The sequence below is a fragment of the Reinekea blandensis MED297 genome, from assembly GCF_000153185.1.
Lineage (GTDB): Bacteria > Pseudomonadota > Gammaproteobacteria > Pseudomonadales > Natronospirillaceae > Reinekea > Reinekea blandensis.
On sequence record NZ_CH724149.1, the window covers coordinates 1128445 to 1154124 of the forward strand.

The 25680-nt window shown below is 53.6% G+C and carries 25 protein-coding genes; 7 read left to right on the forward strand and 18 right to left on the reverse strand.

Features of this window, described 5'->3' with window-relative positions; genetic code table 11:
- Positions 1-17: 17 nt before the first annotated feature.
- Positions 18-683: a glutathione S-transferase family protein gene (locus MED297_RS05275; RefSeq protein ID WP_008042982.1), complete on the reverse strand. Its 666-nt coding sequence runs from the start codon at positions 681-683 to the stop codon at positions 18-20.
- Positions 684-801: 118 nt separating this feature from the next.
- On the opposite strand from MED297_RS05275, the gene MED297_RS05280 reads away from it, so the two are divergent.
- Complete coding sequence (locus MED297_RS05280) at positions 802-1266, forward strand: Lrp/AsnC family transcriptional regulator (RefSeq protein ID WP_008042984.1); 465 nt, start codon at positions 802-804, stop codon at positions 1264-1266.
- A 123-nt stretch (positions 1267-1389) separates the two neighbouring features.
- Here MED297_RS05280 and MED297_RS05285 read toward each other — a convergent pair whose 3' ends face one another.
- The 12 genes from MED297_RS05285 to MED297_RS05340 all read right to left on the reverse strand — a co-directional run bounded on the left by MED297_RS05285 (position 1390) and on the right by MED297_RS05340 (position 12369).
- Entirely contained in the window at positions 1390-1836 is a 447-nt protein-coding gene (locus tag MED297_RS05285) for a YHS domain-containing (seleno)protein (protein ID WP_008042986.1), read from the reverse strand.
- Entirely contained in the window at positions 1829-2347 is a 519-nt protein-coding gene (locus MED297_RS05290; RefSeq protein ID WP_008042992.1) for a DinB family protein, read from the reverse strand. The genes MED297_RS05285 and MED297_RS05290 overlap by 8 nt, the downstream gene beginning before the upstream one ends.
- Positions 2322-4094, reverse strand: a complete 1773-nt coding sequence (locus tag MED297_RS05295) for a lysophospholipid acyltransferase family protein (protein ID WP_008042994.1) — start codon at positions 4092-4094, stop codon at positions 2322-2324. The genes MED297_RS05290 and MED297_RS05295 overlap by 26 nt, the downstream gene beginning before the upstream one ends.
- Positions 4094-5203: a hypothetical protein gene (locus MED297_RS05300; RefSeq protein ID WP_040556459.1), complete on the reverse strand. Its 1110-nt coding sequence runs from the start codon at positions 5201-5203 to the stop codon at positions 4094-4096. Before MED297_RS05300 ends, MED297_RS05295 begins: the two co-directional genes overlap by 1 nt.
- 87 nt (positions 5204-5290) lie before the next feature.
- Positions 5291-5521, reverse strand: coding sequence for a TIGR02647 family protein (locus MED297_RS05305; protein ID WP_008042998.1), 231 nt, complete (start codon positions 5519-5521; stop codon positions 5291-5293).
- Positions 5522-5684: 163 nt separating this feature from the next.
- Positions 5685-6776: a redox-regulated ATPase YchF gene (gene ychF, locus MED297_RS05310; protein ID WP_008042999.1), complete on the reverse strand. Its 1092-nt coding sequence runs from the start codon at positions 6774-6776 to the stop codon at positions 5685-5687.
- An 18-nt stretch (positions 6777-6794) separates the two neighbouring features.
- Complete coding sequence (pth, locus tag MED297_RS05315; RefSeq protein ID WP_040556680.1) at positions 6795-7385, reverse strand: aminoacyl-tRNA hydrolase; 591 nt, start codon at positions 7383-7385, stop codon at positions 6795-6797.
- Between the two features lie 101 nt (positions 7386-7486).
- On the reverse strand, positions 7487-8113 hold the full coding sequence (locus MED297_RS05320; RefSeq protein ID WP_008043001.1) for a 50S ribosomal protein L25/general stress protein Ctc: 627 nt from the start codon (positions 8111-8113) through the stop codon (positions 7487-7489).
- Between the two features lie 108 nt (positions 8114-8221).
- A complete protein-coding gene (locus tag MED297_RS05325; RefSeq protein WP_040556681.1) occupies positions 8222-9160 on the reverse strand; it encodes a ribose-phosphate pyrophosphokinase in 939 nt (312 codons plus the stop codon).
- Between the two features lie 70 nt (positions 9161-9230).
- Positions 9231-10091, reverse strand: coding sequence for a 4-(cytidine 5'-diphospho)-2-C-methyl-D-erythritol kinase (ispE, locus tag MED297_RS05330; protein WP_008043003.1), 861 nt, complete (start codon positions 10089-10091; stop codon positions 9231-9233).
- 3 nt (positions 10092-10094) lie between these two features.
- On the reverse strand, positions 10095-10664 hold the full coding sequence (lolB, locus tag MED297_RS21075) for a lipoprotein insertase outer membrane protein LolB (RefSeq protein WP_008043005.1): 570 nt from the start codon (positions 10662-10664) through the stop codon (positions 10095-10097).
- Positions 10645-12369 carry a tetratricopeptide repeat protein gene (locus MED297_RS05340; RefSeq protein WP_008043006.1) on the reverse strand — a complete coding sequence of 575 codons (1725 nt, stop codon included), beginning with the start codon at positions 12367-12369 and terminating at the stop codon, positions 10645-10647. Before MED297_RS05340 ends, lolB begins: the two co-directional genes overlap by 20 nt.
- 125 nt (positions 12370-12494) lie before the next feature.
- Here MED297_RS05340 and hemA point away from each other — a divergent pair, with 125 nt between their 5' ends.
- The 3 genes from hemA to prmC are packed head-to-tail and all read left to right on the forward strand — an operon-like array spanning position 12495 to position 15670.
- The gene (hemA, locus tag MED297_RS05345; RefSeq protein ID WP_008043008.1) at positions 12495-13754 is read left to right on the forward strand and encodes a glutamyl-tRNA reductase; all 1260 of its coding nucleotides are present in this window, start codon (positions 12495-12497) and stop codon (positions 13752-13754) included.
- Positions 13755-13760: 6 nt separating this feature from the next.
- A complete protein-coding gene (gene prfA, locus MED297_RS05350) occupies positions 13761-14846 on the forward strand; it encodes a peptide chain release factor 1 (RefSeq protein ID WP_008043010.1) in 1086 nt (361 codons plus the stop codon).
- A complete protein-coding gene (prmC, locus tag MED297_RS05355) occupies positions 14843-15670 on the forward strand; it encodes a peptide chain release factor N(5)-glutamine methyltransferase (protein WP_008043012.1) in 828 nt (275 codons plus the stop codon). Before prfA ends, prmC begins: the two co-directional genes overlap by 4 nt.
- 10 nt (positions 15671-15680) lie before the next feature.
- Here the strand turns inward: prmC and MED297_RS05360 are convergent, their stop codons facing one another.
- Together MED297_RS05360 and MED297_RS05365 are read right to left on the reverse strand one after the other, a co-directional pair.
- On the reverse strand, positions 15681-16370 hold the full coding sequence (locus tag MED297_RS05360; protein ID WP_008043013.1) for a MaoC family dehydratase: 690 nt from the start codon (positions 16368-16370) through the stop codon (positions 15681-15683).
- Between the two features lie 274 nt (positions 16371-16644).
- The gene (locus MED297_RS05365) at positions 16645-17607 is read right to left on the reverse strand and encodes a D-2-hydroxyacid dehydrogenase (protein ID WP_008043014.1); all 963 of its coding nucleotides are present in this window, start codon (positions 17605-17607) and stop codon (positions 16645-16647) included.
- A gap of 161 nt (positions 17608-17768) precedes the next feature.
- Here MED297_RS05365 and MED297_RS05370 point away from each other — a divergent pair, with 161 nt between their 5' ends.
- Complete coding sequence (locus tag MED297_RS05370) at positions 17769-18398, forward strand: HAD family hydrolase (RefSeq protein WP_008043015.1); 630 nt, start codon at positions 17769-17771, stop codon at positions 18396-18398.
- A gap of 51 nt (positions 18399-18449) precedes the next feature.
- Here MED297_RS05370 and MED297_RS05375 read toward each other — a convergent pair whose 3' ends face one another.
- The 3 genes from MED297_RS05375 to MED297_RS05385 all read right to left on the reverse strand — a co-directional run bounded on the left by MED297_RS05375 (position 18450) and on the right by MED297_RS05385 (position 23804).
- A complete protein-coding gene (locus MED297_RS05375) occupies positions 18450-20297 on the reverse strand; it encodes a methyl-accepting chemotaxis protein (protein ID WP_008043017.1) in 1848 nt (615 codons plus the stop codon).
- A 147-nt stretch (positions 20298-20444) separates the two neighbouring features.
- Positions 20445-22604: a phosphate acetyltransferase gene (gene pta, locus MED297_RS05380; RefSeq protein WP_008043018.1), complete on the reverse strand. Its 2160-nt coding sequence runs from the start codon at positions 22602-22604 to the stop codon at positions 20445-20447.
- A gap of 21 nt (positions 22605-22625) precedes the next feature.
- Positions 22626-23804 (reverse strand): acetate/propionate family kinase, encoded by a 1179-nt coding sequence (locus MED297_RS05385; protein WP_008043019.1) that lies wholly within the window; start codon positions 23802-23804, stop codon positions 22626-22628.
- Positions 23805-24090: 286 nt separating this feature from the next.
- On the opposite strand from MED297_RS05385, the gene MED297_RS05390 reads away from it, so the two are divergent.
- The gene (locus MED297_RS05390; protein ID WP_202594504.1) at positions 24091-24837 is read left to right on the forward strand and encodes a M23 family metallopeptidase; all 747 of its coding nucleotides are present in this window, start codon (positions 24091-24093) and stop codon (positions 24835-24837) included.
- A gap of 148 nt (positions 24838-24985) precedes the next feature.
- A partial coding sequence (locus MED297_RS05395) for an ABC transporter substrate-binding protein (protein WP_008043021.1) occupies positions 24986-25680 on the forward strand: 695 nt, incomplete at its 3' end.

The window sequence follows — 25680 nt, forward strand, 5'->3', positions numbered from 1 at the left end:
GTGCCATGGCCCTTCGATCAGCCGGCATCCCGATAGCCGGGAAGGTAGATCGGTTCTTGCTCATAGGCCTCGCTCAGCCACTCGGTGACATGCGGTCGGTTTAACAACTGCTCGATCCAGTTCCGCACGCCCGGGTGACGGTGATCAACCGGCAGGTGCGAGCTGAAACGTAGAACGCTTGGCAACAACATGATGTCGGCCAGCGAGTAGTGACCGATCAGATAGGGGCCGTCAAAGGTGGATATCGTGGATTCCCAAAGATCGTAAATCTCCAAGATGTCCTCGCGTTCGACCCATGACAGTGTTTTCTTGTTCGGATAAAAGGTGCTTTCGAAAGACAGGGCGGGGCAGACCCGGGCAAAGGTTGAGTGTTGCCAGCTGACAAAAGCCCGTGCTTTCGCCCGCTGTTGCAGATCGGTGGGCATCAGTTGACCGTCGCTGAGATCGTTGGCGTACTCCATGATGGCCAGCGAGTCCCAGATGATGAAGCCATTATCATCCAAAACCGGCACGGCGGCCGGTGGCGAGAATCGGCCAATGCGTTGCAGGTTGTCCCATCGTTGTGGACGACGGATATCAATACATTCCTCGCGAAACGCGATATTCACTTCTTTCAATGCCAACCAGGCACGAAAAGCCCAGCTGGACGCATTGCGATTTCCGGTAAAGAGGGTTCTGGTCATAAGGTCTCCTTTTGTGAAGATGCCAATTTACCGCGTTAGTGAAGACCGTTCGCTTTAAACTGAGCGTTATTACGCCTATATTTAAGCGTTATTGGCGCATTAATAAAGGAAATCAGGCATGGATGAGTTTGATCGGCAGATTTTGGACGCATTGCAGAACAACAGTCGCCTTCCGCACGACGAACTCGGTGATGCCATCGGACTATCTGCCTCGGCTGTTCAACGGCGCATACGGCGGTTGAAATCCCAAGGGATGATTCAGCGCGAACAGGTGATCATTGATCCGCAAAAGGTACCGGGTTACTTAAGTGCGGTAATCGATGTTGTGCTGGAGGCCGGTGGCGAGCAAATCCTGGATCGGTTTAAAGTCCGTCTGACGGATCACCCGGCGGTGCAGCAGTTGTTTTATGTGGCCGGCGATATTGATTTCATCGTGGTATTGATTGCTCGCGATATGGGCGAGTTTGATACCTTGACCCGTACCTTGTTCATGACGCCTGAGGTTCGGAAATTTTCCAGCCATATTGTGATTGATACGGTAAAAGCCAGTTTAGGGGTGCCGTTGAGCACCCGATCGGTTTAGATCAGTTAAAAACGCGAACCGATCGGCACGGCGATTGAGAAAAGAAGTGTGCCGGGCTCATCTAACCGGGTGTCGATCAGAGCGTAAATCATACATGACCGAGCATTCACACCGAGACCAAGCTCAGTTATCTCCGAGCAATTGTGGCCAGTTTCGATCGGCATCCATGATGAACTTGTCCGTTTGTTGTAACCAGTCCTGCTGTACTTTGGCGTTGTAGTTCAGGTACAGCTTGCCGTCGATGATGCGCCATTGTTCCGGATCGGAGCTGGCGGTTTTGTTCTGCGCCACGGCCCAGGCGCAATAGCCACCGTATTGAGGGGCATAGGCTTCAGGATCGTTCATAAAACGGTTTCGGTTTTCTTCAGAACTGAAACGCCAGGTCGCGCCATTCCATTCGTATTCCCAATCAGCGCTGCCCTCGACGGGTTGCTGTTGGGTAAAATAAGCCACCGGATCGTAGCCGCGGATGGCAAGATCACTAAGAAAGGGTGTGTAGACGGCATCGAGTGCTTGCACGGAGCTGGCACTGAACACTAGAAAGAGAAGGCTGATAAGGATTTTAGGCATGAGTAAGTTCCTCCGATTGATGTCGTAAATGAGTTCGGGTTCCGGGCGCCAGACCGATGTGCGCTGGTAAGTTGATGTTTAGTTGTTTAGCCAGTACCGATGAGTAAGCCATGTGATGAATCGAATGGTTGATCAGGTACAGGAGTTCTCGACTGAGGTTTGAGTGCAGTCGTTCACTCTGCGTCGTGTTCAGACAGATTTCTGAAATAACCGCAATGTCGTTGTTCGTAAACGCTCCGGTTGATAACCAGTGTTTCAGTTCGTTTATCGTCTCTAAGGCTGATTCCGGGCAATGTTCAACCGGACTGTTCCGGTGACGCCGGTTGTAGTCAATGCAGTTTTCTTCGATGCCCGTTTTAACCGCCCGGTAGTGATCCAGAATATGTCGCACGTGTTGACCAATACTGGCTTGTGCTCCCTCGGCGGTTTCGCGGTATACCGGACGAGTCAGCTCGATTAATAAAGCCAGTTGATCAAGTACATCATTATTGGCGTAACAGAGTGTTTTCATGGCGATCCCAATAGTCTTGATAAGTCAGTTTTCCTTCGGCCCCGAGATAACGTTTCAGGTAGCGTTCGGGCATGTTGTGTAGGTCGACCAGGATTAAGCCATCTAACGAGTCGTTAAACCCCGGGTTGACAGCAAAACCAACGAAACGTCCATTCAGCGCGATGTAATGACGCAGCAAAACGGGAATAGCCCGACCTGGGTCGCACAAGCCAACGAGTTTGTTAAACACGCTGATGTCCTGAATGGATCGGAGCATTCCTGTTGTCCAGGTTTTGCCACGCACCTTGAGCGGTACTCTCGGTTTAACGTTATCCAGAAAGCGTTGTTCAGCCCGGTAGCTTTCCATCATGGCGTCACTGATAAAGGCGCGTGCCATGTTCGAATGGTCGGAAGAAATGCTGACGCAGCCGAACAGCACGCGGTATTGAGGGTGACGCACCACAAACTGGCCAATACCTCGCCAGAGCAGATCGAGCGCGGCCGGGTGGCGTTGATAGGCTTGGGTGACAAAGGAGCGTCCAACCTCTAATGCGGGACCTAAGCCTCGGATGTAGTCGGCATCGAAGCGGTAAAGGCTGCGGCTGTATAAGCCATTAACTCCGAACTGATCGACGATTTTGTCGGTTTCGCCAAGACGGTAGCCGCCTACGATGGCTTGGGCATCGCGGTCCCAGACAAAGAGATGATGGTAGTGCGGATCGAACCGGTCGGTATCCCGGGTTTTTCCAGTGCCTTCACCGGCAGCGCGAAAGGTTTGCTCCCGCGCTTCTGCAAGTGCGTTAAACACATGATGCAAAGCGTGATAGGGCGCGCAGTAAACATCGAAGGACCCTTTTGACAGTAGTCGGTAGGGCGTTAATTTGTCGAGTTCGTGATGAATTGCCGCGCTCTGATCGGGACCGGTATGCGGTTGTAACGGTGTCAGCGCTGGCTGGCGTTCCTGTTGATCCGCGTGGCGCAGAAGATAGGTCGCCATACGCACGGTATCCGTAACACGGCTTGCCGAGTTGAGCGATCTGAGGTCTTGTTTTCGTATGCGTTCACCGACGGTCAGGTGCAGCGCTTGTCCGGACTTATTAGTCAGTTGGCGTGGCAGTAACAAGGTGCGCAGACGTCGGTGTACCAGTCCCGCTAATTGAAAATAGGTGGGGTTCTGACCATGGACATATACCGGCAGACAGTCAGCTTGATATTTTTGAATTAACCGGCCGACCATGGGGTTCCAGCGTCGGTCAGTGACCTGCCAGCGTGACCAGCTGGCCGCGCTGACCTGTCCTGCCGGAAACACCAATAACACACCCTGATTTTCAAGATGATTGGCCGCCGCTCTGACGCTTGCAGTGTTTCTGTGTGCGGCTTTGTCATTAAGTACATCAACACCAAAAAAGATCGGAGACAGTTCCGGAATGGTCGACAGCATCTGATTGGTCAGAACGCGGGTGTCCGGACGAATGGCTAACAACGCCCGGGTCAGCGCAACACCTTCCAGGCCGCCAAAGGGGTGATTCGCAACGACGACGACCGGTCCCTGTTCCGGAAGCGCAGCGCCCAAGTCCAGTCCGTCGAGGGTGACACGGCAGTCCAATGCCTGGAGTGTGTAATCGAGAAACCTTTCCGGCGATGCATTCTTCGGACGGCGATCATAATGCTTTGCCAATACAGTCAGGCCCAGTAATCGCTCGGTGGCAGCGGCCAATGCACTGGGCAGCGACGGTAACCGAAATGGGTTTTGAGTGGTCATGTCCATCAGTCAGTCTCCGGATAGCGGCGGGTTAATGTGCGCTCCAATTGCCAATGTTTTATCAGTGAGACTAAGCCGGGAGGTTTCGCTCCGCGTTGTCGGGTTTTAGCTCCAAAGCGGAACAGCAACCGGTACTGCAAAAGCAGCGCGCGAATGGCTTCGCTGAATGATGTATTGCTGTCCCAGATGTGCAGCGACTCAGAACTGGCGGTATTGATCTCAACGATCTGCAGAGAACGGCCGGCTTTCAGTTCATCGACATTTTGGAACTTGACGTCCAGTCGTCCGTAGTGGAAGTCCGGCAGTTGCTGCATCAAATGATCCAGTGCTTGAGTGAGTTCCGGTGTGATGCACTCAGCGGCGTCTTTAAAAATGGCACCCTTACTGTGACTGGCAGAAAACACCAAGCGGTAAGGTTCGTTTTCGGGTATCACCTTGTCCCAGTTAGCTTGGTGCCGGTGTTGATACAGATGGAGAAGTTCCCCGGCACGAGGATCGTCGGCAAGCAGCTCCTTAAGTGTGCGCCTTCCGTCACCGACAACATAGGGCATGTATTTGAACGCCATCGAAATGATCCGACCCTGATGACTGTCCGGGTCACGGACGTAGAAGATGCCGGCTTCGGGTTCGTAATCGGATAGCTTCTGACACTGGATAGCGGCCCCGGTTGAGTAATGGTGCAGTACCTCGATGAGGGCGTTTTTGTCTTTGATGAGCTTGACGCCGGCGCCCCGACAACCAATATCGGGCTTGCAGACAAAGGGCAGGGTGATGCCTTTATCTTTCAATTGGGCCATCAACTTGATCGCCTGAGTTGCTTCCGGCTCGTTTGTTTTATGAGTGACATACCAGGGCAAGATGGTCTCTTGCAGAGAACCTGAGGCTTGGCGCAGCAAAGTGCTTTTCGGAATGCCTACCATGCCAGAGAGCGGTAAGGACGGATTGGCGATCAACGGTAGGGTGAGGCTGCGGTAACGCAAGGCAAGAAACAGCCATTGAATCGCAACAGGCAAGTACATCAGCCACAACGGCCAGAACTCAAAAAAGGATTGGCGCCGCCCCAGTGTTAAGGGTGGCATCCCGGGGCTTACATAAGGGTTTTCGGAGTTTGACATGACAGGCAGCACTTCCGGTTATTGTTGACCTTGGTGCCACCATAGACAGGCGGTGATTTGTTTGGTTCACCGCCGATGTGGGATTTTTTACTTCAAAGCGCTTTGCAGGACTCTTAAATGTTCATGCAGTTCGATGCCGGCATCTGTTAGATAGCCACCGTCTGCCCGGTCGATAAACCCCTTGTCGTGCAGTCGTTGCGCAGCAGCCTGGGCTTCTTCGGGGGCGTCCTGGTGAATTTTAATACCGTTCATATGGGATGCTTCCGGAAACTGCAGCAGCAGATTCATTTCAGCCAGCATATCGGAGGTGATGCTCATGAGATTTGCCTTATTTTTATCGAGTGTATTCACTGTAGCTCAAGGTGATCGGGCTGTCGTGACAAAGGTCAAAAGGCCGGAGCAAAGATGATAAGGTTAAAGGCGATGAGAAGTGAGAAGGGTGGGAGCCAAACACTTGGCTCCCGGTAGGTCCGTTGACGAATCAGACGTTAAAACGGAAATGCATGACGTCACCGTCTTTAACAATGTAGTCTTTGCCTTCCAGACGCCACTTGCCGGCTTCTTTCGCACCGGATTCACCGTTGTAGGTGATGAAATCGTCGTAGGCTACGGTCTCGGCTCGGATAAAGCCTTTTTCAAAATCGGTGTGAATAACGCCAGCCGCGTTGGGTGCCGTTGCACCAATTTTAACGGTCCAGGCTCGGACTTCTTTGACACCGGCGGTGAAGAAGGTTTGCAGGCCGAGCAGCTGGTAGGCGGCGCGAATAACGCGATTCAGACCGGGCTCTTCCATACCCAGATCTGCCAGGAACTCAGCTTTTTCATCGTCTTCGAGTTCTACGATTTCACTTTCCAGTTTGTTGCAGATGGCAACCACTTCGGCGTTTTCTTCAGCCGCAATGGCTCGGACTTTGTCCAAGTATGGGTTGTTCTCGAAGCCGTCTTCATTGACGTTGGCAATGTACAGCGTTGGTTTGGTGGTCAGCAGATTGAACTGCTTCAGGTCCGCCTTTTCGTCATCGGTCAGGTCCACCGATCGCACGGGCTTGGCATCGTCCAACGCAGGTTTGATCTTTTCTAGCAGGTCCGCCAGGCGTTTCGCTTCTTTGTCCTGGCCTTTGGCTTTTTTCTGCAACTTCAGCAGTTGCTTGTCGACGCTTTCCAGATCGGCCAGAGCCAGTTCAGTGTTAATGACTTCGATGTCAGAAGCCGGATCGACCTGGTTGGAAACGTGAATCACATTGTCGTTATCAAAGCAGCGTACGACGTGGGCAATCGCATCGGTTTCGCGAATATTGGCCAAAAACTGGTTGCCCAATCCTTCACCTTTGGACGCACCCGCAACCAAGCCGGCAATGTCGACAAACTCCATGGTGGTTGCAATGGATTTTTGCGGTTTAACGATTTCCGCAATTTTGTCCTGGCGCGGGTCCGGTACCGGGACAACGCCGGTATTGGGTTCGATGGTACAGAACGGAAAGTTTTCGGCGTCAATGCCAGCCTGAGTCAGGGCGTTGAACAGCGTGGATTTACCGACATTCGGCAGACCGACAATACCGCATTTAATACCCATGTTTTGGATCTCCGATGGTTATTCAGCTTTGAAGCTGTGTAATGTGTTCATGGCTTTTGCCCAGTCGCCTTGTACGGCCAGACTGGTTGATTCGGTCGCCGCATCAATGGCGCGTTCCAAACTGATTCGCTCTTCCGGACGACCTTTGGACAGGACATAGTTTGTTACCTCGGATGCGTGTCCGGGATGTCCGATTCCCAGGCGGAGCCGATAGAAGCCTTTGTTGTTGGCCAGCCGGGCAATGATGTCACGCAAACCATTGTGTCCGCCATGGCCGCCGCCGAGCTTAAAACGAGCGTTGCCAGCGGGAATATCCAGTTCGTCATGTGCCACGAGTATTTCATTGGCGGGTATTTTAAAGAAATTGGCGAAGGCACCAACCGACTGTCCGCTGCGGTTCATAAAGGTCATCGGCTTCATGAGCCAGACTTTTTGTCCGGCCAGCTGAATGGACGTAATGTCTGCCTGATATTTGGACTCAGTTTTCCACTGACCGTGGAATCGATCGGCCAATGCGTCGACATAATCAAAACCGGCATTGTGTCGGGTCTGATCGTATTGCGCACCGGGATTACCCAAGCCGACAATCAGTTGTATGGAATCTTTCATGGTCATAACGTTTTCAAGGTGACAGTTTGCCGCCGCGAAGGCCGGGTTCAGATACAAAAAAGGGCCTCTAGGGCCCTTTTTCAACGAGTAACACGTTTGCCTTACTCGGCTGCGTCTTCTGCTTCGTCTTCTTCGTCAGCAGAAGCAGCGGCACCGGCTTTGACAATAGAAACAACCGGAGAGTCGTGGTCTTCACCTTTGTTGAGTTCAACCAGTGAAACACCCTTAGGCAGTTTCAGTTCTGACAGGTGCAGAACGGCGCCAACTTCCAGAGCGGCAACATCCACTTCGATGAACTCTGGCAGGTCACCCACTTTACAGGTGATTTCCAGTTCGTTCGCAGCGTGCAGTGCTTTGGCACCAGACTTTTCAACTTTCTCTTCACCAACAAAGTGAATTGGCACTTTCTTATGAACAACGGTACTTTTCGTCACGCGCTCAAGGTCGATGTGCATTGGGAAGTCAGTAGCTGGGTGACGCTGAACGTCCATCAGGATGGCTTGTTCGGATTTGTCACCGATGTTGATGGTCAGAACGTGTGAGAAAAACGCTTCGTTTTCCATCGCTTTAACCAGCTCTCTCAGTTCCAACGTCAGGCTCTGAGGTTTGCGATTCTTCGCACCGCCATAAATAACTGCCGGTACCTTTTTTTCGCGACGCAGGCGGCGGCTCGCACCTTTCCCATGCTCTTCGCGCAGAACGGCGTTGAGTTCGTAAATCGTAGACATTTGTCTTGCTCCAAAATAAAACAAGCAGCATTTGCGACCAATGCTGCCTGAATTTTCATTAAATGAGTCTTAAGAAATTGCTGCTAACGTGCAGCTATTTGCTGTGATCTAGCGAAACATAGCGCTGATCGACTCTTCGTTACTGACGCGCCGGATAGCCTCTGCGAGGATGCCGGACAGCGAAAGCTGGCGGATACTATCACAGTTTTTTGCCTCAGGCGAGAGTGGGATAGTGTCGGTAACGACCAGCTCAATTTCGCTTTTAGTGATACGTTCGACAGCGGGGCCACTCAAAACGGCGTGCGTGGCATAGGCGACGACCTTGTTGGCGCCAAAGCGGATCAGCGCTTCGGCGGCTTGGCACAGAGTGCCGGCGGTATCGACCATATCATCGACCAGCAGACAGGTTCGATCATTCACATCGCCGATGATGTGCATGATCTCAGCTTCGTTCGCTTTCGGACGTCGTTTGTCGATGATCGCCAGCTCAGCACCCAGCTGCTTGGCAATGGCCCGGGCCCGCACAACGCCGCCGACATCCGGCGAGACGATGACCATATTGTCGTAGCCCTGGCGTTGAATGTCGTCAAGGAGTACTGGTGAGCCATAGATGTTGTCTACGGGAATGCTGAAGAACCCCTGGATCTGTTCAGCATGAAGATCGACCGTCAGAATCCGGTCGATACCGACGACGGTCAACATGTCGGCCACAGCCTTGGCCGAAATCGGGGTGCGGGATGATCGCGGTCGGCGGTCCTGTCGGGCATAACCAAAGTACGGCATGACCGCCGTAATGCGACCGGCCGAAGCTCTGCGCAGTGCGTCAGCCATGAAGATGACTTCCATCAGGTTGTCGTTCGTCGGCTGGCAGGTGGGCTGAATGATGAAAACGTCGGCACCGCGAACATTCTCGGTGAGGTCTACGGAGATTTCGCCGTCACTGAACTTGCCGATACTGGCGTCGCCGAGGGGCAGTCCTAACCGTTGAACAACCTGCTTTGCCAGCTCCGGATTCGCGTTTCCGGAAAACACCATCATATGTGACACGTTTACACCCTTACTGAAATCAAAATAGTCAAACATCAGCCGGGTGATTAAGCCCGGCGTTAAATCCGGGTCAGGCTCGACCGGCACTCAGGTGTTGATGTGCCGGTGATAGATTCCGTCCACGAACCGCATAGACATTGGCATCGGGAAGTCGATCTTGTATGGAATGTCGCACGTTTTCTGCACTCGCCTGATCGGGCATTGTCATAAACAGACAAGCACCGGTACCGGTCAGTCTGGCGTTTCCGTAATCCTGGCAACACTCAAATGCCTGATCGATTTGCGGATACAACCGTCGAACCAGTGGTTCAAAATCATTGTGGCCATGGATGGCCAGTTCCGGCTGTATTGTGCTAACCGGGGTATCACGTGTCAATTCAGGGTGTGAGAAGAGCGTCGCGGTTGATACATGAACATTGGGGTGCACGATGATATGCCAGAGTTCATCCAGTGCGATGGGGGTCAACTTGTCACCAATGCCTTCTGCCCAGGCGGTTTGCCCGCGCACAAACACCGGAACATCGGCGCCAAGGGTACGACCGAGGCGTTCCAGAGTAGGTTGATCGAGGTTGAGGTTAAACAGCTGGTTTAATCCAAGTAAGGTGGAGGCCGCATCGGAACTGCCCCCGCCCAGTCCGCCGCCCATTGGCAGGAACTTCTGCAAATGAATGCTGACGGGAAGTTCTTGATCAACTTGCTCGCAGATTAAGCGATAAGCCCGGGCCACCAGATTGTCGTCCGTTTCCAGTGCCGGATCTGAACAATGAAACAGCAGACCTGGCTGCGATGTCGGTGTGAAGGTCAGTTGATCTGACCAGTCGAGCATCTGAAACAAAGTCTGCAGCTCGTGATAGCCGTCGGGTCGGCGTCCGGTAATGTGCAGAAAGCGGTTCAGCTTTGCCGGAGCCGGCATTGTTAAGGTGTTGGGCATGTGTCAGCGGTCGTTTGAAGCGATCGTCCATTGGCGGATCACCAGTTTACCGCTGTTGCCCGCTCGGGAAAATGCCAGTTTCCGCGGTTGGTTGCCTTGCTCGGTTATAAAGTAGTCGGAAATTTCAACGTGCCAGCCGGATTGGTCAATGGTACTGACTAAATTGGTACTGTTCCGTTGCAGTTCGTGAGGGGCTGTCGGATCGGGGAGTGCCCGCACCCAATACTTCAGATGTTCCAGCGGCAGATCCATCTCGGTCACCTCATAGACCAGCGCATTCAGGCTGTAGGATGACCAGCGATCATCACCTCGCTGCAGCTCGACGGAGCCGGGTTCGCCGATAACGGTGACCGCACCCTGGCCCAGTGGGCCGCTCAGTTCGATGGTGTACTGGTCGTCAGCCTGCTGCCACACCACATTAAAGCTGCTGGCTTCGGTGGCATTGCGAACCGCCATCTTGCCACTGAACGACCAGTGACCCAATGGCTCCGTGGTTTTGATTGGGTTTAGTGAGCAGGCGCTTAACAACAGCGCCAGCAGAACAATGGCCGGATTAACGCGTAAACAGTTCATTGAGCTCCCCGATATACTGGCTTTCAGGGTTCAGTCGAATGACGTCATTGAGTCGTTCCAAAGCTTCTTCTTCCCGGCCCAAGGTCCACAGCACTTCGGCGAGGTGGGCGGCGACCTCATCGTTTTCCATCTGTTCAAAGGCTTTTTCGAGCCAGTTGAGCGCTTCTTCCGGGTTGCCTTGTCGGTACAGCAGCCAGCCTTTGGAGTCCTGAAAAGCCGGATTATCCGGTTCCGCGGACAGAGCCTGATCGATCATCTGTTCCGCTCGAGTCAGATTTTTGTTCAGATCCGCCCAGGTATAGCCCAGCGCATTGAGCGCGTTGATGTTGTCGGGGTCAGATTCAAGGATGGTTTGTAAGTTTGCTTCCAATGTTGGGTAGCGATTAAGTTGCGCGGCCAACATAGCCTGGTCGTAAAGCAGGGCTTCACTGGTCGGGAACTGGATTAACGCTTCATTGAGGCTGGACCAGGCCGACTCTTGTTGCTCAATGACCTGATAATAACTCGCTTCCAGCCGCCATAAGGTTTCTGCCTGGTCCGGATGGGCTTCGCGTGCGGTGTTTAACGCCTGGATCAGGGCAGTTTCATCTTCAGGACGCGCCATGTTAACCCATTCCGCCATGGCCGAGGTCAGGTAAGGCGGTTCCGTCACCAACGAAAAATGGGATACGGCGAGGTCGGGCAGCGCATTCTGCAGGTCAATACGGCCAAGGTAATAATTGGCTTCCGGCTCAAAGCCTTGTTTCTGCAGGCGCTGAAAGACGGCTTGCGCCGTATCGTACGATTCCTGTTGGAAGGCGGTGAGCGCATAGGTACGGGCAATGACCGGTTCCGTGGGGAAGCGGCTGTACAGGGTTTTCAGACGAGAAAGGTTTTGATCATGCTGATACAGGTGGCGGGTCAGTTGAATGGCGATCTGACGGTTGTCCGGATGCCGGCGGTAAAGGTCTGAAATAACCTGGCCAGCCTCATCAATGCGATTTTCGGATTCAAGTAACTGGTAGCGGAACAAGCCGGCTTGAATGCTGGGCCCTGCGGATAAAGATTGATCCGTTAGCTGGAGCGCATCTTCAGGGCGGTCCAGTGCCGCAACCAGACGACTGCGAACGTAATAAAGGCTACCCGAGTCAGGGTGCTGTTCACTGACGTTGGCAAGCATTCCGGCAAACTCTTCCAGCTGACTGGCATCCAGTTGTTCTAACGCCGATAAAAGGATGCTGACATCGGCCTCTGGCGCCAGTGACAGCCAGTTGGTCAATGCAGTATTGGTGGCTGGAGCATCACCTTGCGCAGTCGTGGCCAGCGTGACCGCCGCATGAGCGCGCTCATCGTCGGGGCGTAAGCGAAGGAACTTTTCCGCATGACGTTGCAGATCTTCGTAATTGCCAATCGTCTGGTTCAGTGCGACGGCCCGTTCAATGATGGCCACATCATCGTGTGTATCGCTGAGCTCGCCATACAGTGCGGCGGCGGCACCATATTCTCGACGGTTGGTCGCAATCTCAGCAAGCAGCAGTTGAAAGAGGTCGGCGCCGGTGAGGGAGGCCTTACGGACGGTTTCCGCCGGAACGGCTGGTTGATCGGGTTGAGTTGGTGTCGTCTGTTCTTGTTTGGCGGTGGTGTCAGCCGGTACCTGTGCACAGCTGCTCAATAGCGCAATGGAGCAAAGACTGGTCAATGAGAATGATTTCAGAAAGAAAGGCATAGACATCCTGCGGTCAGACAACGAATTTACATGATTCGACCGGATATTAGCATAGGCCTAGTCGCCAATTTTTGGCAAAGTCGTTAGAATACCGCGTTTTTACAAACTGAGGTCGTTCCACAGGCATGTCGTTATTGGCCATTGGGATAAATCACAACACGGCGTCGGTCGATATTCGGGAGAAAGTCAGCTTCACGCCTGAGACGATGTCCGAGTCATTGCAATCGGTGTTGGGATTACCCGGAATTCAGGAGTCTGTGATTCTGTCGACCTGCAATCGCAGTGAAATCTATTGTTCGGCTGAGGATGCGACGACTGCGTCGGATGCGCTGATTCAGTGGATGGCGTCGGTACATCATCTCGATCCTGAAGCGCTTCGGCATTGCACCTATGTTCATACCGATAAAGACGCTGTCGAGCATATCAGTCAGGTGGCCGCCGGACTGGATTCGATGGTGCTCGGCGAACCTCAGATTCTGGGCCAGCTGAAATCGGCCTACGCGGTTGCCCAGGAATACAACTCAGTCGGCTCGACGCTGAACTTTCTTTTCCAGCATTCCTTTAAAGTGGCGAAAAAAGTACGCACAGAAACGGCCATTGGTGAAAATGCCGTCAGCATCGCCTATGCCGCCGTCAGTTTGTCGACACGTATTTTCTCTGATTTGTCTAAATGTCATGCGTTGTTGGTGGGTGCCGGTGAAACGATCGATCTCGTTGCACGACACCTTCGGGAACGCGGGCTTAAACACCTGACCGTTGCCAACCGGACCCTGGCCCGGGCCGAAGCGCTGGCGAATGAGTTCAATGCCCGGGCCTGTTTGCTGTCGGATATCCCGGACGAGTTACCCAAGGCCGACATCGTCATTACGTCCACCGCCAGTCAGTTGCCGTTGATCGGCAAGGGCATGGTTGAGCGCGCCCTTAAGCAGCGCCGGCATAAGCCGGTGTTCATGGTCGACATTGCGGTTCCCCGTGATGTGGAAAGTGAAGTGGCCGAGTTGGATGACGTATTTTTATACACGGTCGATGACCTGCGCACGGTCATTGAAGATAATCGTCGAAGTCGCGAAAAGGCGGCGGTCGATGCCCGGAAAATCATCGAACAGCAAACCGATGAGTTCATCAGTTCATTAAGTGGTCGGTCCGCGACCGATGCGATTCGGGAAATCCGGGCACGTGCCAAGCTGGTGCAACTGGCCGAATTGGAAAAAGCCGAGCGGGCCCTGGACGCGGGTAATGATCCGAAAAAGGTGGCACAGCAGCTGGCGCATAACCTCACCAACAAACTGATGCATGGGCCAACCGTTGCACTGAGACGTGCGCACGAGCAGGGCGAAGATGATGCCGCGACCCTGGCGATGCGCTTATTTGATATTGATCCCTGAGACCCTATGAAAGACTCCATTCACCAGAAACTCACCGAGCTGACTGAACGTTATGAAGAGCTTGGGCTTTTGTTGTCACAGCCAGACGTGATTTCAGATCAAACCGCCTTTCGTCAGTATTCTCAGGAATACGCCGAACTTGAAAATGTCGTCCAATGCTTCAGCCGTTACACCGCCTGCGAAGCCGACATTGAAGCCGCGCGCGGTTTGCTCGACGATGAAGACCCTGACATGCGTGAAATGGGCAAGGATGAGTTAGCCTCCGCCGAGGCGCTCAGAGAGGAACTGGACGAGCAACTGCAGATTCTTCTGTTGCCGAAAGATCCCAACGATCATAAAAACGTGTATCTGGAAGTCCGCGCGGGGACCGGTGGTGACGAGGCCGCCATTTTTTCCGGTGATCTGTTCCGGATGTATTCTCGATACGCTGAAAAAATGGGCTGGCGGGTCGAAGTGCTGTCAGCAAGCGAAGGCGAGCATGGCGGCTACAAAGAAATCATTTCCCGTTTGAGCGGTGAACGCGTTTACTCGCAGTTAAAGTTTGAGTCCGGTGCTCATCGGGTACAGCGAGTGCCGGAAACGGAATCACAGGGTCGCATTCATACATCGGCCTGTACAGTGGCTGTCATGCCTGAAGCCGACGAACTGGAAAGCATTGAGATCGATAAAAACGATCTTCGTGTCGATACCTTTCGCGCGTCTGGCGCCGGTGGTCAGCACGTTAACAAAACCGATTCGGCGATTCGCCTGACGCATTTGCCGACCGGCATCGTTGTCGAGTGTCAGGATGAACGTTCACAGCATAAGAATAAAGCGCGAGCAATGTCGTTGTTGGCCGCAAAACTGAAAGATGCTCAGGAATCCGCTGCCGCCCGCGAACAGGCCGACCAGCGTAAATCATTGGTCGGTTCCGGTGATCGCTCAGAGCGCATTCGTACTTATAATTTTCCTCAGGGTCGTGTCACCGACCATCGCATCAATCTGACGTTGTATAAGCTCGATGAAGTGATCGGCGGACAACTGGATCACATCATTCAACCGTTGCTGCAGGAGCATCAGGCTCAGTTGTTTGCCGAAATGGGGCAATCGTGAGCCGAGCGCTGGGCCAGCTTCGTCGGGTGGCCATTGAGCAGGGCTTAGACGCATTGGATGTCGATGTCCTGCTCGCGACTGTTTTAGAGAAACCCCGCAGTTTTCTTTATGCCTGGCCTGAACATGAGTTGAGCGAGGCCCAGCATCATCGTTTTCAGGACGGTTGTCAGCGGCGCCTGTCTGGAGAGCCGGTGGCATACATCGTTGGAGAGCGGGAGTTCTGGTCCTTACCGCTGAAAACGGCGCCGCATACTCTGATCCCCCGACCCGACACAGAAGTGTTGGTCGAACAAGTGTTAGCCGATGCCCCTGATGGCGAATACCGCTGTGTTGATCTGGGCACCGGGACCGGCGCGATCGCGCTGGCACTGAAATCCGAACGACCAAAGTGGCAAGTCGAAGGCATTGATCGAGTCCCCGAGGCGGTGGCCCTGGCTACAGAAAATGCCCAGCGTCTGGGTCTTGATGTGACGTTTCGTGTCGGGAACTGGTGTGCGGATCTGGCCGATGACAGCATCGACATTCTGGTCTCAAACCCTCCCTACATTGATGCCGATGACGAGCATTTGTCACAGGGTGATGTGCGTTTCGAACCGGAAAGTGCGCTGGTGGCTGACCAGCACGGTTTAGCGGATATCTCCATCATCGTGGATCAGGCTCAGCGCTGCCTTCGACCGGGTGGTGGTGTTTTCATTGAGCATGGTTGGCAGCAAGGGGACGCTGTGCGAGCGTTGCTACAGGATGCTGGCTTTTTGAGAGTTGATACCCGCCGAGACTATGGCAATCAGGAGCGGGTGACCTTTGGCTGGAAACGGTCGACGTAACGCGACCGGATCAGTACATCAGCAGCATTACCGTGTGGGCGACACACCCGGGGCGACGACAGCCTTCAATCTCAACGGTAATTTCTTCGGTAACTTCCAAACCACGACGTACCGGTGTCACCTCGATGACTTTCTTGGTGGCTCGGATGCGTGAGTTGACCTTCACCGGGTAAGGATACCTGACCTGATTCAGCCCCATGTTGACGACCATTTTTGCACCTGGGTACGGCGGGGTATCGGCGTTCACGGCATTGGTCAGTTTTGGAATCAGAGACAGCGTCAGAAAGCCATGAGCAATGGTAGAACGGAAAGGGGATTCCGCATTCGCGCGTTCAGGATCAGTGTGAATCCACTGATGATCGTCGGTGACCGAAGCAAACGCGTCGATCTGTTCTTGGCTGACCGTCATCCACTCACCCACGTAGACGGTCTCATTCAGACTTGCGGACAGCGTCTGCAGCATCGAGTTGGCAGCAGAGTTGGTCGCCAACGGCCACTGTTCGGCCGACTGGCCGGTGGTATCGGACCCAGCGGTTATTTTTTTCTGATCCAAAGCCCAGCTAAGCCACTGACTGTTCCGGGCGTGGTTCATGGCTTCTGCAAAATACTCACGAAATTGTGGGTTCAGCAGTTCAAAAAGTTCATCCCGGTTTTTTGCCAATCGGTCACTTTTCTCTTTCAGAAAATCAATAACGCTCACTCATCAAATCCTTTGTTGAATCAGTTTCACAGCAGGGGCGCTCAGGTACTGTTCAATAGCGTGAAATTATAAAGCCTTATCAGAGTGCTTGAAATGGCCTGAAAATTAATATACGGCTGTGTTTTAAAGCGGTGTGAACGTGTTGAAAACCAAGCCAGGCGGGGGGTATCGCTATTATGTGTAATCTGAGCAGACACTTATGAGCCCGACGCAACAGTGTTGGCTTGGTTTTTTCTCGTTTTTGATGGCCGTTAATCCACGAAAAGCATCGGTTTTACCGAGAACCGGCCAGGTTGTTAACCGGGTTTCCCTCTGAAAAATCGGCAATTTTTTGAAGGATTTGTCCGATCAAATTGTTCATCGCTTCGTCCGAAGCCCAGGCAATGTGCGGCGTAATGATAACGTTCGGCAGCGCTTGCAGGGCCCAGATGAGGGCATCCTCAGCAGGGGGCTCGACCGAAGCAACGTCCAGCGCGGCGCCGGCAATATCGCCGTTTTTAAGCGCATGCAACAGGTCCGTTTCATTGACCAGGTCACCCCGACCGGTGTTGATGAGTAAAGCTGTCGGTTTCATCCAGCTCAAGGTTTCCTGGTTGATCAACTGATAGGTGTCATCTGTCAGCGGGCAGTGTAACGACACCACGTCAGCGTCACGCAGTGCTGATTCAAAGGCGATGTATCCGGGTCGTACGGGGTCGGCACCGCGATGCTCGGCAAAGCAGACGTCCATACCCAGTGCACTGGCCAGATCGGCGACGGCAGAACCAAGAGTGCCGCGCCCAAGAATAGTTAACCGTTTGCCGTGTAGGGTACTGATTGGGCTGAGCAGGTCACAGAAAAACGGGCTTTGACTCCATGAACGGCGTTCATTCGCTTCCAGATAGGTTCGCAGTTGGCGGCTAAGCGCGAGCATCAACATCAGTGTGTGTTCGGCCACGGAGTGGGTTCCGTAATCGGTGGCATTGACCACCTGGATCTGATGGTCACGACAGGCGTCCAGATCAATATTGTTGGTACCGGTCGCGGTGACGGCGATCAGTTTCAGTTGAGGCAACTGGCTGATCAGATCTCGATCAATGACGACCTTGTTGGTGACAATAATATCGGCATTTTGACACCTTGAAAGTCGCTGATCCGGCGTCGTTTTCCCGTATTCTTTCCAATCGGTCACAGCCGAGGGTGGTTCAAATGTGATGTGTGTCGGAAAGGTCGCACGATCCAGAAATACCGCTTTCATAGCATTACCGTTTTATTTAGGATGTTTTGAAGACTCGAGCTTGAGCAGAGCAAATCTGCCCTTGTAGATGTTAAAAAACCCGGGTCTGTTCAGTTCACTGAGACCACAAGAATAACAGATAACCAGACGTATGATCTGGATAGCAAGACGGAGTAGGAAACATGCGGTTAATGGTGTTTGATCTTGACACAGCCTTGTGTCAGGCAAGTACCATGGACGGGCTGGCTATGGCCAGCGCAATTCAGGATCTCACGGAGCGAAGTATCAGTCCTGAATCAATTCATTCAATCAGTGATTTTAAATCCATCTGGTATCAAGCTACCGGGGTTTTGCCTTCGGCGAGCGAGTTGAAGGCGCTGCGGGAACGGTTCGCCTTTCATCTTAGACGTCAGTTTATTATTCGGCCCAGTGTGGTGTCGGCCAATTACCCGATGATCGACGTGGTCAATCGGTTACAGAATCATCCTGAGACGGCCGTTGCATTGGTGTCTGCGGCCTCAGAATCGGCCGTCGCGCTTAAGGTGAGAGCCATCGGGTTGCAATGTGATGCGTTGCCAATCGCAACGGGTGATGACTCAGACCACGCCGACGGGCTTCTTAAAGTCGTTCAGGTTCGAGTGCGCAGAGGCTTTGGTTTTCGGTTTGATCAGGCCACGTTGGTCGCAGGTTCCGAGTGGCAGCCAGCAGCCGATCGACACAAAATGGAGCTTTATTCACCGGCCAAGTTTGCCACCCATTACGTTAAAGCACCGCGTTCCAACCTCTTTAAGCGGGCCCGCCTTGGGGCATAAGTTCAGTAAAGCCGGGCCCTTAACAAACCATTGTTAACGGCCCGGATTCGATCAGGTTCGGAAACCTTTCAAATGCGCCTGCACACGTTCGCCCAGTTCATTCAGCTGCTCCGACAGGTGATACGCCGATTCCACATTTTCTGACAGTTGTTGAGACTCCTGCTGTATCGTTTGAGTGATGCGGTTGATTTCTTCCGTGGCGGTATTCTGCTCACGTGCCGCTTCAGAAATGGTCACCGCCTGGTGATTGATGTCTGTGATAACCTGCTTGATGGTTTCCTGGCTGTGTGACACCGCTTCGGCTGTCGACATGGTTTCTTCAACCAGGGTTTTACTGGTATCCATCTGCGTGACGGCGGATCGAGTATGCTCCCCGAGCGCTTCGATCATGGTCTGGATTTCGCCAGTGGCTTCGTGCGTGCGCTGTGACAGTGAGCGAACCTCGTCAGCAACGACGGCAAACCCTCGTCCCTGTTCACCGGCACGAGCCGCTTCAATGGCTGCATTCAGGGCCAAAAGGTTGGTTTGCTCAGCGATTCCCTGAATCGTCGTCAGAATCGAGTTGATCTGCTGTGCATGCTCATTCAGTTTTGAAATAACGCCCGTGGTGTTGTCGATCTGTTCAGTCAGGCTGCGCATGCGCTGACGGTTGTTCGAGGCATTGGTTTCACTGTTATCCGACTCTTTCTGAGCCTCCTCCGCGGATTCCGCCGTAATTCGAGCGTTTTCGGCCACCGTTGCCGAGGTTGACGACATTTCATGGATGGCCGCCGCGACCTGAGTGATTTCATCCTGTTGCTTCTGAATGGACAGATTGTTTTCACTCGCTGCCGAGTTGGACTGTTGAGACAGTTCCAGCAGTTGTGCCGACGAGTCAACCACATCGATGACCAGGTGATGAATGGAATCAACGAACTGATTAAACGACGTACTCAGATGGCCGATTTCATCTTTACTGATCACATCAAGCCGTTTGGTCAGGTCAGCATCACCGTCGGCAATGTCTTCCAGCGCATTTTTCAAGGCGTCCAATGGTTTCAGCAGCAGCCCGATGGCCACGCTCACCGCCAGGGTAACCAACCCAATGATGATCAAGGACAGAATCCAGCTTCGGGTCGCCAGACTGGTCAGCTCTGCCAGGGCTTCTTTGCGATCGACGGTAATGATGATTTGCCAAGGCGTACCGTCGACGGCAAACGATGCCCCGAGCAACGGCTGTGAATCTGTTTTGAGGGTCGATACCTGCTCACCGAGGCCAGTTGTATCCATCAGACTGTTAAGCGGCTGGCCGACCTGCTCGCTGTCTGGGTGTATCAGAATATTATTGTCAGCATCCACCATGATGGCGATACCAGACACACCAAGGCTTACGTCCAACACTTCGTTGGCGATCTGAGTCATGGCAATGTCCGCTGCGATAACGCCAATGGCCGTAGGCTGAGCAAAGGATAAGACCAGTGCGCCACTGCTGGCATCAACATAGGGTTCTGTCAGGATGGGGCCATTTTGTTGTGTCGCCTGCTGATACCAGGGCCGGGTGCGAGGATCGTAATCGTCCGGAAGGCTTTCCTGTGGGAACATGATCATTTCGCCGTCGCGGGTCCCGAAGTACATGTAGAGGAAATCGCCGGACTGTTGGCCCTGTTCCAAAATTTGATTGTGACTCGAGCGAATCTCCGAAAACCCGGATGCCGCGTCCAAAATGGTCCGTTTGGCTTCGATCCAGTCAGCGACAAACCCGGCAAGATTGTCACCCACCCGTGCAATGTCGTTGTTTGCGGAGTTGATGACACGGGTTTTGGCTTGTTGATAATTCAAAAAAGAATACGCCGCTAACAAGACGAGGACGACTATGGCGGTAGAGAAGGTCAGTTTCTGTTTAACGCTCAACGGTTTCATAGCAGGGGGCCCTTACTGCAATAAAAAGGATGATGGGATTGGAGACGTTATCGGAGATCTGACTGAAAAGTTTAGACGATTCTAATGGAGGCGTATAAAAAATGTACGGCAGGGCGGTGATTACCGCCGCTGCCGTAGGGGGGCAGGTTAGCTGTTGGTCATCTGATCAGCCTGGATGGCTGTCAATGCGATGGTGTAGACAATGTCCTCCACCAGGGCGCCACGCGAGAGGTCGTTGACCGGTTTGCGCAAGCCCTGCAGCATCGGGCCGATACTGACCACATTGGCACTGCGTTGAACGGCCTTGTAGGTCGTGTTGCCGGTATTCAGGTCCGGGAACACATAGACAGTGGCTCGCCCCGCAACTTTGCTGTCCGGCGCTTTGCTGGCCGCAACCGATGGGGTGCTGGCCGCGTCGTACTGTAGCGGTCCGTCGATCAGCAGATCCGGGCGGAGTTCTTTGGCAATTCGGGTGGCTTCGCGTACTTTCTCGACATCGCTGCCGCTGCCCGATTGTCCGGTCGAATACGAGATCATCGCAATGCGCGGTTCAATGCCAAAGGCTTTTGCGGAATCGCCCGACTGGATAGCAATTTCGGCCAGTTGTTCTGCGTTCGGGTCGGGGTTGATGGCGCAATCGCCATAAACAACGGCCTGGTCTGGCAACAGCATGAAGAATACGGAGGAGACCAGTGAGCTGTCCGGACGCGTTTTAACCAACTGCAGCGCCGGTCGAACGGTATTGGCGGTGGTGTTGACCGCACCACTGACCAGTCCGTCCACTTCATCCCGCGCCAACATCATGGTGCCCAGTACAATCGGGTCTTCGAGTTGGGCTTCTGCCATTGGGGCCGTCAGGCCTTTGTGTTTACGCAGCTCGACCATGGGCTCAATGTATTTGGGTCGGGCTTTTTCCGGATCAATGATTTCAATGGACGGCGGCAACACGATGTTCTGCGTTTGCGCGACGCGATGAATTTCATCCGGGTTGCCCAACAACACACAGTGCGCAATGCCTTTTTCATGGCAGATGGCGGCTGCGGTAATGGTGCGCGGCTCATTACCCTCTGGCAGAATGATCCGTTTGGCGGCTTTACGGGCGCTTTTCACGACCAGGTGTCGGAAGGCCGGTGGCGACAATCGTCGTTCGCCCACCACTTCGGCACGTTCGGCCAGCCATTTGGCATTGATGGATGACGCCACGGCTTCCATGACGCTTTCCATGCGGGAAATGTCATCGGCCGGAACTTCAGTGTTCATTGAGTTCAGGTACTGAGCTGAGCTGAAGGTGTTGAGGTTCGAGGTCAACACCGGCAGGCCGGTGGCAAAGGCGGAGTGACACAGTTGCATAACCGAGTCTTCCGGTTTGATACCACCGGTTAAAATAACCCCGGCCAGTGGTACGCCATTGAGCGCCGCCATCGAGGACGCCATCAGAATGTCGTCACGGTCACCCGGTGTCACAACCAAGGTCCCCGCTTTCAGGGTGTGCAGCATGTTTGGCATGGTGCGGGCACAGACGGTGATGCTCTGGACCCGACGCTCCTTGATCTGGCCGGCATTGATGATGTCTGCACCCAGGTGTTCAGCAACATCGATCGTTCGCGGGGCAACCAGAAGCGGATTCCAGGCGACTGCACCGATCAGTTTAAACGAGTCACCCTGGAAGACCGGCAATACGGCTTCCAGTTCGTCAATGGAGCGGGATTTCGCTGTGCGGTGACGATCGGCTTCATCGGGCTCCTCTTCAGCAATCACCTGCTGAGAAGCCGGCTCTGGTGCGCCGACTTTGTTCAGAATGCAGCCGATAACGCTCTTATGATTCACCCCACCAAAGAGGCTGGCCGTCATTTTAATGCGTTCATTCAACTGCGCCGAGCTGTCTTTGTTTTTCGCCGACACCAGAATCACATCCGCATCCAGCGCCTTCGCCATGTTGCGGTTCAGTTCTGCAATGTAGTTTTCATCGGCAACCGGGACCAAGCCTTCGACAATCAGGATGTCAGCGCCTTCACCAGAGGATTGCGCAATGGAAATGATGTCTTCCATCAAACGGTCGGTTTGGCCCAGCGCGAGCTGTTGCTGCGCGTGTGAAAGCTTGATGGGCTTGGCCGGGTTCAGGCCGAGTGTCGCGTTCACCAGGTGTGTGGAACGTTCCGGTTCGGCATCGGGCCCGAACTGTTGCGCGATGGGTTTACTGAACGCGACCCGGACGCCAAGTTGTTCCAGCGCCCGCACCAGACCCAGACAGACTGATGTCAGGCCGGTACCGGCCCCAGTCGCTGAGATAAAGTAGGTATATTTCAAAATGTCACTCCACTAGCTGGTTTACACCAGCGCTAAGGCTTCTTTAGCAATCATGAGTTCTTCTTTGGTGTTGACCACAATAACCTTGGGTCCGTTTTCACCGGAAATCACACCGTGCTCGTCACCATTGTCTGCGTTTAACTCACCATTCAGGCTCAGCCCGAAGACTTTCAGGTTGTCGATCACCATGGCACGCACGGTGCGGGAGTTTTCGCCGATGCCGCCGGTGAAGACCAAGGCATCCAATTGTGGCAGCGAGGCGGCCAGGGCGCCGATCTGACGAGCCAGACGGAAGCAGAAAACATCCAGGGCCAGCTGTGCTCGTTCATTTCCTTCATTCGCGGCCTGCTCGATGGTGCGCATATCGTTGGACAAGCCGGTCAGGCCGAGCATGCCGCTTTCTTTATTGAGCAGGTTGGTAATCTGGTCGATGTCCCAGCCTTTTTGTGCGTGTAGAAACTGGTGCAGGTTCGGATCGACATCGCCGCTTCGGGTGCCCATCACCAGACCTTCCAATGGGGTCAGCCCCATGGTGGTGTCGACGGAGTGACCATTCACCACAGCAGCGGCCGAGCAGCCGTTACCCAAGTGAGCGGTGATGATGCCGTGTTGATCGCCGAGGTTCAAACGACGCGCCGCTTCACTGGCAACATACTGATGGCTGATGCCGTGGAAACCGTAACGTCGCACCGCCAGCTCTTCGTACAACTCGTAAGGCACACCATAAAGGAAGGCTTTCGCTGGTAATGTCTGGTGGAATGCGGTGTCAAAAACAGCAACCTGTGGAATGTCCGGATACAGTTCCGCAATGGCTTCCATACCGGCCAGGTTTGCCGGGTTGTGCAGCGGCGCCAGTGGAATAACTTTGCGGATTTTGTCCATGACATCGGTTGAGACGACGACTGGATCGGAGAAGTACTCACCACCATGAACGACCCGGTGTCCAATTGCCATGGGCAGGGTTTCGAGCAGGCCGATCTCGGTCAGTTTGTCGATGATGACCGACAGCGTGCTGCGGTAGTCACTCTGAGCAAGGTCCAGCGTGGTTTTCTGTCCGGAGTATTTTAACGTCAGGCTGGCATCGTCCCCGCCCAAGCGCTCAGCGAGACCACTGGCTTGTTCGGTCTCAGAGGTCATATCGAACAGAGAGAATTTAATGGAAGAGCTTCCGGAGTTAATTACTAAGATATTCTGTGACATTATCCAGCCTGATTTAAATTGAACATGAATTTATCGGGATTTGACGGTATCCGGGCAATGATCGTAACTATAGTTGACGGTACTGGTTTCTGTCGTTGCCGGAAAAGTTAGCCGTTTCCAGCGTTACCGTATCCCGTATGACAGATCATGGCGAATCTGAGAGTCCACCATAGTTGTATATTAGAAAGTGTTAATGATGCTGATCAACCCGATGCGAATTGTCCTCATTTTAGCGATGCTTTTCACCTGTTTTCCCGCACTATCTTCGACAAAATTGATGATGGTCATGCAAATCGAAGCCGTCGCTGGTGGATACGCCATTATCCAAGCGAAGCCCGGTGTGACGCTGTATTTACGCGATCAGGAAATCTTCACTGACAGCGAAGGTTTCGCTGGAATCGGTTTCAGTCGGGACGCTGGCGGACTCTACGATTTGGTTGCGAAAGCGTCCGATGGTCGTCAGGAAACGGAAACCATCTGGGTCGCCAGTCGGCAGTTTAATGTGCAATACGTGAATGGTGTTGAGTCCTCCCGGGTAACACCGCCAGCGTCGGTGACCGAGCGCATTCAACGCGAAGCTGAGCAAGTCTGGCGAGCCCGTCAGGGCGGGCATGATCTCAACCATTGGCGCGAAGACACCTTTATTGCGCCGATCTCCGGTCCGGTCACTGGCGTTTATGGCAGTCAGCGTTTTTATAATGGTGAGCCGCGATCGCCGCACTGGGGGATCGATTACGCCGCGCCACAGGGCACGCCCGTTAAAACGCCCGCTGGTGGCACCGTGGTATTAGCCGAACCCGACCTTTATTACAGCGGCGGCACCGTGATTGTTGATCACGGAGGCGGGCTGAGCTCCAGCTTTCTGCATCTCTCGCAGCTCGGGGTTAAAGTTGGGGATAGACTGTCTCAGGGTGACATTATTGGCGCTGTCGGCAGTACCGGACGGTCCACCGGGCCTCATCTGGATTGGCGCATGAACCTGCATGGGGAACGCGTCGATGCCGCCCTTTGGCTGACGGACGCTGCCGACTAGAAAGCCCTGTTGTTTTTACAGGCTGAACACTTTCTGAACGATCCGGCTCGCCGTGGCTCTGGTAGGCCGGTTTCTACTTGTATTTCCTGTCAAAGTTACGCAACATGAAAGCGTCCCAAGGGCATAAGAATAAAGAGAGTCAAAAAATATGATGAATAAAAAAATAATTGGCGCTGCTATCGCAGCTGCTTCATTAATGAGTGTCGCTCAGGCTGAGGTTAAGATCGGTTTTCTGGGTGGCTTCACTGGCCCCATTGAAAGTCTGGCACCACCGATTTTCGAAGGTGCGAAGGTTGCCGTCGCTCAGATTAACACCCAAGGCGGTATTCTGGATGGTGACATCGTTACCATGCCGAGTGCTGACACCACCTGTGTCGATGCATCTGCTGCATCGAACGGTGCAGACCGTTTGATTAACTCTGAAGGCGTTATCGGTATTGTTGGTGCGTTGTGCTCTGGTTCTACCATTGCCGCGGCCAATAACGTGGGTATCCCTGCCGGTGTACCTATGGTGTCTCCAGCTTCGACCTCTCCGGCATTGACGGATATGGACGATAACGACCTGGTATTCCGTACCGCGCCATCAGACGCTTTCCAAGGTGAAATGCTGGCCAAGTTGCTTGAGTCAAAAGGTATCGATGAAATTGCGATTACCTACGTGAACAACGACTACGGTAAAGGCTTCGCCGATGCGCTGGAAGCAAACTTCAGCGGCTTTGTTTCTGCAAACGAAGCACACGAAGACGGCAAAGCGGACTACCGTGCCGAGCTGGGTTCACTGGCATCAACCGGTACTCAGACGCTGGTTGTTCTGGCGTACGCCGACGGATCGGGTCAGACCAT